Below are 12,074 nucleotides of genomic sequence, written 5' to 3'. Positions count from 1 at the left end.
GCGCGGGCCGTCAGAAGACCGCGACGTCGGCCGTCGCGATGAAGGGGTTCTCCGGCCCGGAGGGGAACGAGCTCCAGCCCTGGGCCTCGTACTGGTTCATCAGCTCGTGCTCGTCCTTCTCCTCGGACGGCCACTCGGCGCGCACCACCACGTGCACGGACGGGTGCGGGTACTGCTCCCACCAGTCCACGATGTGCCCGTCGAGGTCGACGGGCACGGGGTGGTGCTCGACCCGGTGCACGATCATGTACGGCCCGCCGGTCCACGGCCCGACGAACGCGCCGCCGAGCGGTATGGCCGACACGGAGTCGCCGCCGCGCGGGAGGGCGGGGCCGGCGAAGTCGCCGGACAGCAGCGAGCCGACGTACCCCGTCGGGGGCCGATCCTCCGGGACGTCTTGGTAGAAGTCCACCCGGAGTCGGTACCGGATCACGCGCTGCCCCTCTGATCGCCTGCGTCGGGTCTCCGACACGTCTGTCGGGTGTGTGTCGTGCGGTTGTGGCGGCCACCGAGCGAGTCCGCTGGGCCGTCCGGCGCCACCTACTCCGCTGTGTTGCATGGCGGCCACCGACTCCGCCGGTGAGTGTCCTACGTATACCAGCCATTCGGTCCGACGCCGAGTGCTCGCCGAATACCTGTGCTTATTGTCTGATTTCCTATGTTCCAGGGCTGTTTCGCCGACGTGTCGCGTCTGTTCCGTGCAGTGTGGTCTCGGCGGATGCCGTGGAAGTACCGTCGTGTCGCCCGGAATTCACCTTGTGGAACGCGAACTGGCCTTGTGCGCATTACCGTATGGTTGGAAGTTCATCGTAGATTCATGAATGCCTCGCGCGTATGCCGAAGCGGTTTGCGGGCATCAACCGGCTGGGGGAGACCCGGTGGCGCGACGGCGGCACCACCGGGGGGCACACGCGATGGGGTGGGAGGACGCGTCCGATGGGACGGGACCGACTCTCGGAACGCGCGGGCGACGCCGCGGCGTTGACGGTGGTCTTCTTCGCCCTGGTCGTGGTCGCCGCGATGGTGGCCTACATGGCGGTGCTGGCGGGCTCGTGGCTGTGGATCGTCGCGCTCCTGGTCGGCGCGCTGTTCCTGCTGGCGTGCGGCTGGAGCGCGCTGGAGGTCGTCATCGCCCGGCAGATGGACCGCGAACGGGCCGCACGGGCGCGCGGCGACTACGCGCTGCGGCCCATCGAGCGGCCCGCCGACCGGCGCCGCTGGAGGCGTTGACGCGCGTCACCTGCGGGTGAGGCCGCGCCCGCTCAGGAAGCCGCCGATCTCGGCGTTCTGCTCGTCGCTGAAGACGCGGTGCGGCACCATGATCGCCTGCGCCGGATTGAACTCGAAGATCCACTGGTCGCCCACCGACCGCAGCCGCCGGAACGTGTCCCACGGGATCTCCGCCCGGTTCGCCCCTATCGCCGACCGGTACACCTCGTCGGTCAGCGTCACCTCGCAGACGTCGCCGTGCATGTGCCGGTTCTGCCGCGCCGCCTGCACCGGAGCCCAGAACCGCAGGGCGAGCATCGCCGCCCCGAACGCCAGGAAGATGAACGGCCAGAACGCGATCGGGCCGTCGAGCGCCTCGATCAGCAGCACCGCCAGGCCGAGCCCCACCAGGGCCGTGCCGGCGCCGGTCAGACCGCGGAAGAGCCCGCGGCGGAACGCGACGACTCCGTCGGCGATATCGCGTTCGGTGGGGATGTAGCTGGCGGTGATGTGCACGGAGTTCTCCAGACGGGCCCCGGGACGGGCGGGCGGTGAGGTGGACCATCGTGCCATGCGGCGCGCGGTGCGCGTATCGGCGCTCGCGCCCACGGGCCCGGCGGCCCGGCGGCGCACGCGCGGACACGGCCGGGGAGGTGGCCGGGATGGCCGAAAACCGACGGAAGCGCCCCGGTGTCGCCCCGGTCGAGCGGCTTGCGCGCCCCACCGGACACACGCGCCCCGCCGCGTCTCAGGGCGGTGACGCGGACGGCTGCTGCGTGGTCCGCTCCGCGGCCTGGGGGCGCTCCCACGCGTGTGCCGCCGGGCCGCCGTGCACCGCCGGCGGCGCACGGTAGGCGTTCGGAGCGGCATGGCCCGGTGCCGGCGGATACGGCGTACCCGCCGGCCACGCGCCCGGCGGCGCCCACACCATGCCCGCGTGCGGCGGACGGCCGCCGGGGGCCGCCGCCCAGCGCGGCGTCGGGACGATGTACGTCAGAACGTCGTGCAGCGGCATGCGGGCGCTCCACAGCCGGTGCAGCAGGACGCGCTCCCGCGGTGTGAACGCGTCCGGGGTGACGTGCCCGCGCTCGGTGCGGTCGCGCAGCTCGGCCAGCGCGGTCGCGTTCCACTGGTACTGCCGCATCAGCCGCAGCCCCCGCTTGCCGAACCGCGCGTCCGCCGCGTCGCGCTGCCGTCCCCGGTCGGTGACCGAGCCCAGCATCACCGCCTCGTTCCAGGTGAGCCAGCCCGCCCTGACGTAGTACGGCAACTGCCGCGCCACCGCGTCCAGTTGTGTGCGGCGCAGCCGGGCGCCGAGGACGAACAGCCCGGCCAGGAGCGGCAGCATGACCGCGAAGTAGACGCCGAGCATGATGAGCGGATCGTCCTCGGCCGCGCTCTTCCACGCCGCGGCGTTCCACCCCGCGTGCAGGCCGACCGCGACGAGGTAGCCGCCCAGGGCCGTGCCCACCGCGTACGCGCGCCGCCGCATCAGCACCCCGCACCCCAGCGCGAGGCCGATCGCGGAGGTGAACAGCGGGTGCGCGAACGGCGTCAGGACCGCGCGGCCCACGAAGATCGCCGCGGTCTGCGACGCCGCCCCGCCGTCGGCCTCGCCGAAGGCCCGGCCGAAATACAGCACGTTCTCGGTGAAGGCGAACCCGGCGGCGGTGGTCGCCGCGAGCACCAGGCCGTCGAGCGGGCCGCGGAACCAGTGCCGGCGGAACGCCAGCAGCAACAGCACCGCCGCGCCCTTCGCGGCCTCCTCGACGAAGGGGGCCACCACCGTGAGGCCGAGCAGTTCGGCCTGGCGCTCGTCGGCGCGCTCGACGATCGCGTCGATCGACCACGAGTTCGCGTACAGCGCCGCCATCGCTCCCGCACCGGCCCCCCACGCCAGCGCGAACGCCAGGTGCGGCCACGGCTGCGGGCGGGCCTTGGTGAGCAGCAGGAACGTCCCGACCACGAGCGGCACCGGCGCCGCGGCGAGCGGTACGCCAACCACAAGGCCGTCGGCACCGGTGACGCCGGCGATCTTGACCGCGGCGGCGGTCCAGCAACCCGCGAACACGAGCGCCCACACGGCCATCCGGTGCCGGGGTTGGGCGAGGAAGGCACGCGGCGCACGCACCGGACCGCCGCCGGATCCGGCGGCTCGCACGGCGTGCTCGGAAGCGTCCATTGGTGTGACGATAGCCCGGTCGGGCGCGGCCGACGCCCCGCGCTGCCGGGATACGTCGGCGATGTTCCGCGGCCGTGGTGGGCGGGTCAGGCGGTCCGGGTGAAGATCAGGTCGGCGACGTCGTGGCCTTGGGCGAGGCCCTGCCGCTCGAAGCGCGTCATCGGCCGCCAATCGGGCCGCGGGACGTACCCGCCGCCCGGCCCGGCCGCGTTGGCGAGCGCAGGCTCGGCCTCCAGGACGTCGAGCATCCACGCGGCGTACGGGGCCCAGTCGGTCGCGCAGTGCAGTGTGCCGCCGGGGGCGAGGCGCGACGCCGCGAGGGCGGCGAAACCCGGGCGTACCAGGCGGCGCTTGTGGTGGCGGGACTTCGGCCACGGGTCGGGGAAGTACACGCGTATGCCCGCGAGCGCGCCGACCGCGATCATCTCGGTCAGCAGGACGACGGCGTCGCCCTCGGCGACGCGCACGTTGTCCCGGCCGCGGGTGCCGATCAGGTGCAGCAGATTGCCGATGCCGGGCGTGTGGATGTCGGTGGCGAGGATGTTGACGCCGGGCTCGGCCGCGGCCATCGCCGCCGTCGCCTCGCCCATGCCGAAGCCGATCTCCAGCACGACCGGCCGGTCGTTGCCGAACAGCGCCGCGAGGTCGAGCGGCACGCCGTCGACGGGCCGGAGGTACGCCGGGCCGAAGCGGTCGATGGCGTCCCGCTGCTGCGGACTGAGGCGTCCGCGCCGGGGATGGAAGGTCCGGACGACGCCGACCTCGGGGCCGCCGAAGGGGTCCGGTGTCAGCGTCGATTCGGTACCGGGCGGGGGCGACCCCGCACGACCGGCCGGGCGCGCGGGCGCGGCGGAGGGCACGGTGGAGGACATCACAGGCGCTCGTCGGGTCGGGACGGGTCGACGCACGGACCTGGGCGGATCCGCGGACGCCGGGGGACACCACGATGGTAGGCCCTGGAGTCGAACGCCTGTCGGATCGCTACGGCGTCGGGGCGAGCCGCTCCAGGACGCGGTCCGCGATCTCCTCCCCGATCGGGAGCGACGCGGTCGCCGCGGGGGAGGGCGCGTTGAGGACGTTCACGACGCGTTCGCCGCCGGTGAACAGGAAGTCGTCGACCAGCTCGCCGTCGGGGCGCACCGCCTGCGCGCGGACCCCGGCCGGAGCGCGCACCAGGTCGTCGGCGGTCACCGCCGGGAGCATGCGTTGGACCGCGCGCGTGAAGGCCGGCTTGGCGAGCGAGCGCATCACCTCCCCGGCGCCGTACCGCCAGTGCCGCCGGGCGACGCGCCACATCCCCGGGTACGCGAGCGTCGCGGCCAGCTCGCGGGCGTCGGCCTGGCGCCACGCGTACCCCTCGCGCCGCAGGGCGAGCACCGCGTTGGGGCCCACGTGCACGTCGCCGCGGATGCCGCGCGTCAGGTGCACGCCCAGGAACGGGAACGCCGGATCCGGCACCGGATACACCAGCCCCCGCACCAACCCCCGCCGGTGCGGCGCGAGTTCGTGGTACTCGCCGCGGAACGGCACGATGCGCACCGGCGGGGGCGCACCGCCCTCGGCCTCGGCCGCCATCGCCGCGACGCGGTCGCTGTAGAGGCCCGCGCAGTTGACCACGACGCGCCCGCGCACCTCGCCGAGCCGCGTCTGCACCACGACCTCGCGCGGATGCACCGCGAGCCCCGTGACGCCCGCACCGGTGCGCAGCGAGACGCCGCGCTTGTGCAGGAGGTTCACCAGCGTGCGGCAGACCGCGGCGTAGTCGACGATGCCGGTGGTGCCCACGTGCAGCCCGGCGATCGCACGGATGTTCGGCTCGTACTCCCTGATGTGATCGGGCGTCAGCTCGCGGACCGGGACGCCGTTGGCCTCGCCGCGCCGGGACAGCTCCTTGAGGCGGTCGAGCTCGGACGGGTCGGTGGCGACGACGAGCTTGCCGGTCACCTCGTGCTCGATGCCGTGCTCGGCGCAGAACGCGACCATGCGCCGCGCGCCCTCGACGGCGAAGCGGGCCTTGAGGCTGCCCGGCGTGTAGTAGAGCCCGGAGTGGATGACCCCGCTGTTGCGCCCGGTCTGGTGCGCGGCCCACGAGGTCTCCTTCTCGCACACCGCGACGGTGGTGCCGGGGGAGCGCTCGGTCAGCGCGTACGCCGTGGACAGGCCGACGATGCCGCCGCCGATCACGATCACGTCGTACCTGAGCATGGTCGTCCCGCCCTTCACCGCGTCGGACGGCCCAGTATCGCGCACCGGGCGCGGCGGGCGGCCGGGATGGACCGCGTTCGCTCGTACGAGGGGGTCAGGCGATCGTGCCGAGGGTGCCGCGCACGTGGTCGCTGAACTCGCGGACGGCCGGCACCCGGGCGTGCGACCGGCGCAGGTCGGCGACGAGGTCCCTTATGTAGGCGGTGTTGCGGGCCGAGTGCACCCGCTCGGCGACCGCGAGCGCGCGCATCCCGCCTCCGCAGGCCGCGTCGACGTCGCCCGCCGCGAGGTCGGCCTGCGCGCCGACCGCGAGCCGCAGCCCGTGCGAGCGGGCGAACGCGTCGCTGCGCCCGGCCAGCGCGGTGGCGGTGAACCGCCGCGTCTGCTCGGGCAGCCGCAGGTCGCGGTAGCACTCCGCGCCGTCCGCGCACAGCCGGTCGTACGAGAAGAAGTCGATCCACTCCGGGTCCTCGTCGCCGGGCCGGGCGCGCTCCAGGCGGCTCTCGGCGGCGTTGAGGGAGGCGGCGCAGGCGAGCGCGTCGCCGGCCCGGGCGTGGGCGCGCGCCTCGACCAGGTGCAGGAAGCCGGTGACCTTGCTGGTCGCGACGCCCTCGTTGCGCTCCACGGCGGCCTGCGCGAGGTCGACCGCGGTCTGCGGGTGGCCGCGGTAGGTGGCCTGGAGGCTCATGGTGGCCAGGATGTAGCCGCCGAGGGGCACGTCGGCGGCGCCGCGCGCGAGCCGCAGGGCCTGGATGTAGTAGCGCTGCGCGATCTCGTGCTGGCCGGTGTCGAACGCCATCCACCCGGCCAGCCGCGACAGTTCGGCGGTGGCGCCGAACAACTCGCGGCCCACCTCGTCCGGGTAGGAGCCGCGCAGCAGCGGTGTCGCCTCGACGCGGAGGCATTCGGGGACCATCGACGCGCGCCAGTCCCCGCCGCCGTATTTGCTGTCCCAGCGCCGTGCCTCGTCCGCCGCCTCGCGGAGCTTCGCCACGTCCGCGCGGCCGACCCTGCGGTCGGTGCCGCGGTGTTCGGCCAGGGCGTCCGCCGGGGCGATGAGCCAGCGCGCGAGCGGGGTCGCGAAGGCGGTGACGGCGAATGTCCCGGTGAGGAAGTCCCGGCGGTTCACGTGGTCATGCCTCCACAGGTCGGTGGCCTTGACGACGGCTTCGGCAAGGTCGCGCGGGAAGGACAGGCCCAGGTCGGGGTCGGTGGGGCCGGTTTCGCCGAGGCCGATCTCCTCCAACGGCACCGGCCTGCCGAGGCGTTCGGCGAGGACGGCGGCGATCAGGTGGGGCACGGGGCCCTGGGGGGTCATACCCTTGCCGACCCAGCGGGCCACCGACGTTTTGTCGTACCGCAGGGCGAGGCCGCTCGCCGCACCCAGGTCGTTCACCCGGCGGGCGAGGCCGGCGTTGCTCACCCCGGCGTGTGTGAGCAGGTCGCCGAGGCGTTTGTTGGGGTCGCGGACCGGCGGGGGGTCGGGGGTGCGGTCGCGGGGCGGAGGCCGGTCGGCGGCACCGGGCGGCCCCGCGGCGGAGGCGGCGGTGCGCGGCGCGGAACGCGTTGCCTGCTCGGGGAGTTCGCGCGGGGCACGGGATTCGCGGGACCGGGGGAGCGCGCGCGGGAGCCGGGTAGCGGTCGGCGCGGGTCGCAGAGCGGCTTGCCCTGACCCGTCGCGCTTAGGACCACTGCGCATGGCTTGCCCCCAAAGGCGACCTCCGTCCTTCCCAGGGTAGCTGGCGGGGGTGGTGCGGGTAAGCGGATTCGCGCATCGGCGCACAACCGAAGAGTGATGGTTGTCGCGTGTACCCGGCGCCGGCACGCGGTAGGCATCCATTGATCGGCGCTGGTTGAGGCGGCGTCAGAAACATTGGCTGAAAGGATTTTTCGCAATCAAAGGCAGCAGAGTCGGGCGAAATGACCAGGTGTGCGCCGGTGCCGTGTGCCCGTGCGCCCGCCCGCGCGCTCCCGACAGGCCTGCCTGATCTTGTTTCAATGACAGGGCGGCGAACGGCGGTTGGGCGCCGTCGCCGGGGAAAACGCACGAACGCGGTTCAGGGGGAACTGACATGCGCTGGTTCGCAGGGGCGAGCGGCGGCCACTCGGCACCGCCGCCCGGGAATTCGACGGTGGTCTGGGAGGGCGCGGACCCTCTGTGGCTGGTGGGCGCATGGCCGCCCGAGGAAGTACGCGTGCTCACCCGCGGGCACGGGCCGGGCCGCATCCGCATGGCGGTCCTGGGCGACTGCCGCGCCACCGACGCCGAGTTGGAGGTGGGCCTCGCCGTCGCGCGCGGCGGCGGACTGCGCCCGCTCACCACCTGGCCCGGCAGCTACCACGTGGTGATCCAACTCGGCCGCCGCACACTCGTGCTCGGCGACCTCGCGGGGCTCCGCCAGGTGCACTACGCCCGATACGAGGACGGCGTCGTCTACGCCTCGCACGCCCTGCCGCTCGCCGATCTCACCGGCGCGCAACTCGACCGCGACCTGCTCGCGGCCCGTGTCCTGTGCCCCGAGATCCCCGAACTCGTCGCCGGGCACTCGCTGTTCACCGGCATCGACCGCCTCGAAGGCGGCCACACCCTGGAGCTGAACGGCGCGAAGGCGCGCGTACGCCTCCACGAGCAGGGCTCCGCGCTGCTCGACTTCCCCGCCGCCGCGGCGGCGCTGCGCGAGGCGCTCACCGCCGCGGTCGACCGCCGCGTCGCGTCCTCCGACAAACCCGGCACCGACCTGTCCGGCGGACGCGACTCCACCGTGCTCGCGCTGCTCGCGGCGCGCGCGTCCCGGCGCGAGGTGGTCGCGCTGACCTGGGCCGACCCGACCGCGCAGGACGACGTCGACTACGCCTCGCGCGTCGTGACGTCGTCCGCGCGTCTGCGCCACCTCCTGGTCCCCGCCGACCCCGAGTTCCTGCCGTACTCGCGCATCGCGGACGCGTTCGACGCGCCGCCCGCGACCGACGACCCGGCCGCGCCCCTGGTCACCGCGGCCCGGACGCGGCGGCAGTTCGAGGTCGCCCGAGAGACCGGCATCGACATGCACCTGACCGGCTACGGCGGCGACGCCGTGCTCGGCACGCCCCTCGCCTACCTCGCCGACCTCGCGATGGACCGGCACACGATCGCCGCGCTGCGGCACGCCCGCGTCCGCGCGCGCCTCGCCGGGGTCCGCCCCGGCGACCTGGTGGCCGCCGCGCGCCGCGTCGGGCGCACGACTTTCGACCAGGCGCTGGCCGACCTCGCCGGGGTCCTCGACGGCGGCGGCGTGCCCGGCGAGCCCGCCGCGGTCCCCGGGCTGGACGCCCTCATCAGCTGGGTCGCCCCCGCGCCCGCGACGGCGTGGACCACCCCCGACGCCCGGCACCGCGTCGCCGCCGCGCTGCGGCACCTCGCCCGCACGACCGCCGACGCCGCCGACCGGCCCGGCGACCCCGCTGTCCACCGCCGCCCCGGCGACCGCGCGTCGTGGGTCGCGGTACGCCGCGCGGCCGACCGGTACCGCGTCATGGAGCAGATGACCGAGGGCGGCGGCGTGCGCGTGCGGGCGCCGTACCTCGACAACGCCGTGGTCCGCGCCGGTCTCGCCCTGCCCGCGTGGGCCCGCGGGCGCGGCGACGGCCCGCGCACGCTGCTGCACACCGCCGTCGAGGGGCTGGTGCCGCGCTCGGCGCTGTCGCGTACCGGGAAGGGCGACTACACCCGCTCGGAGATTCGGGGCCTGCGCCGCAACGCCGCCGACCTGCGCGACCTCTTCGCGTCCCCGCTGCTCGGCGAGCTGGGCATCCTCGACACCGGGGCGGTGCGGGCCGCGCTGGACCGGGCCGCCCGTCCGGTCCTGGGCAAAGGCGAGAACAACGGCGACTCCGGCGAACTGCTCGGCGGATTCGCCGACATCGTCGCCACCGAGCTGTGGCTGCGCGGCGTCGCCGCCGGCCGGGCGATGCGCTGGGGCACCGCGACGACGGCCGGGAGCGTGATCGCCGCGGTCGCGTGAGCGACCCCGGGACCCACCGGACACGGCCGCGGAGACGCCGGACACGGCCGAGGAGACGAAGGCCCGGTCCCGCTGTGGCGGGCCACCGGGCCTTCGCGACGTTGGCCACATCCCTTGATCCCGATCGGCACGCCCGCCTAGCATCCGACCACAGAGTCGGAATTCCTACCCCTAGGTTGATGATGCCGCCCCGCAACCGCCTGATGCGCGACGAGATACGCGTCACCGCGACGAGGCTGTTCGGCGTGCGCGGGCTGGGGGCCGTGACGCTGCAGGAGATCGCGGACGAACTGGGCGTCTCCAAGGCCGCGCTCTACCACTACTTCCCGAACAAGGAAGCCCTCGTCCGGGAGATCTTCGAGGAGTGGGCGCGCGTCGCCGTCGACCGCATCTCCGCGGTCGTCGCGCTCGACGAGCCCGCGTCCGTCAGGCTCCGCCGCATCCTCGAACGGCACGTGCTGGCCCTCACCCGCGACCTGCACCTCTACACCCTCGGCTTCCGCGACCAGGACCAGCTCCCGGCGAGCGCGCGCGAGGTCTTCGACCGGTTCAAGCGCGACGTCGACACCGCCGTCGGCACGGTGATCCGCGAGGGCGTCGAGAACGGCGAGTTCACCCCGGTCGACCCGAAGATCGCCGGGTTCGCGGTCATCGGCATGTGCAACTGGATGTTCAAGTGGTACCGCCCGGACGGCAGGTACGAGCCGCACGAACTCGCCGCCATGCTGGCCCGCATGGCGCTCGGCGGCCTGCTGCGCCGCGACCACCCCGGGACGGACGGCGAGGCGCTGGACCGCGCCGCGCTCATCGCCGAGATGGCCGCCGACCTCCAGCGCGAGGTGGACACCCTCCGGGCCGCCGTGTACCAGAACGCGTGCGACAGACCCGCACACCCCGGGCCCGGAGGTCCGGCCGTGCCGGAGCACACCTCGTGAGCGCGACCGCCGACCGCTCCGCGCGCACGTGAACCGGCCGGCCCACCACAGGATTTCGTACGACGCCCGCACGACTCCCGGACAGCGTGCGCACGGCTGTGCCGTCCGGCGGCCACCGACTCCGCCGGACGACGCGACACCCGCCGGCCCACACGGGCCGGCACCGAAGACGCGAGGGGATGACACGATGGCCTGGGACTTCTCCACGGAGCCCGAGTTCGAGGAACAACTCGACTGGATGCGCGGGTTCGTCCGCGACGAGATCTACCCGCTGGAGACGCTGCACCTCGACTACGCGACGCTGCAGGCCGCGACGGCCCCGCTCAAGGAGCAGGTCAAGGCCCGCGGCCTGTGGGCCGCCCACCTGCCTCCGGCCCTCGGCGGCCAGGGCTTCGGCCAGGTCAGGCTCGGCCTCATGCACGAAATCCTCGGGCGCACCGCCTACGGGCCCGTGGTCTTCGGCAACAACGCCCCCGACTCCGGCAACGCCGAACTGCTCTCCCACGGCATCGCCTTCTCCGGCCGCGAGTGGCAGCGCGACAAGTGGCTCACGCCGCTCCTCGACGGGAAGATCCGCAGCGGCTTCTCGATGACCGAGCCCGACACCGCCGGCTCCGACCCGACGCTGCTGGCCACCCGGGCCGTCCGCGACGGCGACGAGTGGGTCATCGACGGCCACAAGTGGTTCACGTCCAACGGCTCGGTCGCCGACATCCTCATCGCCATGGTCGTCACCGACCCCGACGCCGCACCCCACAGCCGCGCGTCGATGATCGTCGTCCCCGCCGACACCCCCGGCGTGGAGATCGTGCGCGACGTGGTCACCCTGGAGGACCCCGGCCGCACCGAACGCCTCCAGCCGGAGGGTTTCGGCGGCCACGCCGAGATCCGCTACCACTCGGTGCGCGTGCCGTACGACTACCTCGTCGGCGGCGAAGGCGACGGCTTCAAGCTCGCGCAGCTGCGCCTCGGCCCCGGCCGCATCCACCACTGCATGCGCTGGCTCGGGCAGGCCCAGCGGGCCATGGACATGCTGTGCGAGCGCGCGCTGTCCCGCCACGCGCACGGGTCACTGCTCGCCGAGAAGCAGTCCGTGCAGAACTGGATCGCCGACTCGTACGCCGAGATCCAGGCCGCCCGCCTGATGACCCTGCACGCCGCGTGGCGCATGGACCGCGACGGCGCCCCGGCCGCCCGCACCGAGATCTCCGCCATCAAGTTCTTCGGCGCCAAGGTGCTCTACGACGTCATCGACCGCGCCATCCAGATCCACGGCGCCCTCGGCTTCTCCGCCGACCTCCCGCTGGAGCGCATGTACCGCTGGGCCCGCGCGTCCCGCATCTACGACGGCGCCGACGAGGTGCACCGCGTCACCGTCGCCCGCCGCGTGCTGCGCGACTACCGGCCGGCCGACGTCCCCACCGAACACGTGCCGACCCGGCGCGAGGCGGCCCGCAAGAAGTTCGCAACGCTCCTGGACGCGGCGGAGGGACAGGCGTGAGCGGGCGCACCGGACACGAAGGCACGCCCCGCGTGCGCGGC

At 74.1% G+C, this 12,074-nt stretch carries 10 protein-coding genes; 4 read left to right on the top strand and 6 right to left on the bottom strand.

Annotated features, from left to right (window positions below; all coding sequences use genetic code 11):
* Window positions 1-10 precede the first annotated feature (10 nt).
* The gene (locus LO772_RS16090) at window positions 11-412 is read right to left on the bottom strand and encodes a hypothetical protein (protein ID WP_231779089.1); all 402 of its coding nucleotides are present in this window, start codon (window positions 410-412) and stop codon (window positions 11-13) included.
* A gap of 524 nt (window positions 413-936) precedes the next feature.
* Between LO772_RS16090 and LO772_RS16085 the strand changes: the two genes are divergently transcribed.
* The gene (locus tag LO772_RS16085) at window positions 937-1,230 is read left to right on the top strand and encodes a hypothetical protein (protein WP_231779088.1); all 294 of its coding nucleotides are present in this window, start codon (window positions 937-939) and stop codon (window positions 1,228-1,230) included.
* A gap of 6 nt (window positions 1,231-1,236) precedes the next feature.
* On the opposite strand, the gene LO772_RS16080 is transcribed toward LO772_RS16085, so the two are convergent.
* The 5 genes from LO772_RS16080 to LO772_RS16060 all read right to left on the bottom strand — a co-directional run bounded on the left by LO772_RS16080 (window position 1,237) and on the right by LO772_RS16060 (window position 7,295).
* Window positions 1,237-1,782, bottom strand: coding sequence for a YcxB family protein (locus LO772_RS16080; RefSeq protein WP_231779087.1), 546 nt, complete (start codon window positions 1,780-1,782; stop codon window positions 1,237-1,239).
* Between the two features lie 175 nt (window positions 1,783-1,957).
* Window positions 1,958-3,391: a PrsW family intramembrane metalloprotease gene (locus tag LO772_RS35830; protein ID WP_269453219.1), complete on the bottom strand. Its 1,434-nt coding sequence runs from the start codon at window positions 3,389-3,391 to the stop codon at window positions 1,958-1,960.
* An 86-nt stretch (window positions 3,392-3,477) separates the two neighbouring features.
* On the bottom strand, window positions 3,478-4,263 hold the full coding sequence (gene trmB, locus LO772_RS16070; protein WP_231779086.1) for a tRNA (guanosine(46)-N7)-methyltransferase TrmB: 786 nt from the start codon (window positions 4,261-4,263) through the stop codon (window positions 3,478-3,480).
* Between the two features lie 109 nt (window positions 4,264-4,372).
* Window positions 4,373-5,596, bottom strand: coding sequence for an L-2-hydroxyglutarate oxidase (gene lhgO, locus LO772_RS16065; RefSeq protein ID WP_231779085.1), 1,224 nt, complete (start codon window positions 5,594-5,596; stop codon window positions 4,373-4,375).
* 94 nt (window positions 5,597-5,690) lie between these two features.
* Window positions 5,691-7,295, bottom strand: coding sequence for an MFS transporter (locus LO772_RS16060; RefSeq protein ID WP_231779084.1), 1,605 nt, complete (start codon window positions 7,293-7,295; stop codon window positions 5,691-5,693).
* A 373-nt stretch (window positions 7,296-7,668) separates the two neighbouring features.
* Between LO772_RS16060 and LO772_RS16055 the strand changes: the two genes are divergently transcribed.
* The 3 genes from LO772_RS16055 to LO772_RS16045 all read left to right on the top strand — a co-directional run bounded on the left by LO772_RS16055 (window position 7,669) and on the right by LO772_RS16045 (window position 12,033).
* A complete protein-coding gene (locus LO772_RS16055; RefSeq protein WP_231779083.1) occupies window positions 7,669-9,597 on the top strand; it encodes an albusnodin/ikarugamycin family macrolactam cyclase in 1,929 nt (642 codons plus the stop codon).
* Window positions 9,598-9,776: 179 nt separating this feature from the next.
* The gene (locus tag LO772_RS16050) at window positions 9,777-10,532 is read left to right on the top strand and encodes a TetR/AcrR family transcriptional regulator (protein ID WP_231779082.1); all 756 of its coding nucleotides are present in this window, start codon (window positions 9,777-9,779) and stop codon (window positions 10,530-10,532) included.
* Between the two features lie 187 nt (window positions 10,533-10,719).
* The gene (locus tag LO772_RS16045) at window positions 10,720-12,033 is read left to right on the top strand and encodes an acyl-CoA dehydrogenase family protein (RefSeq protein ID WP_231779081.1); all 1,314 of its coding nucleotides are present in this window, start codon (window positions 10,720-10,722) and stop codon (window positions 12,031-12,033) included.
* Window positions 12,034-12,074: the final 41 nt, after the last annotated feature.

This window comes from Yinghuangia sp. ASG 101 (assembly GCF_021165735.1).
Taxonomy (GTDB): Bacteria; Actinomycetota; Actinomycetes; order Streptomycetales; family Streptomycetaceae; genus Yinghuangia.
Note: the sequence above shows the minus strand (reverse complement) of the source record. Positions and strands in the feature narration are given on the sequence as shown.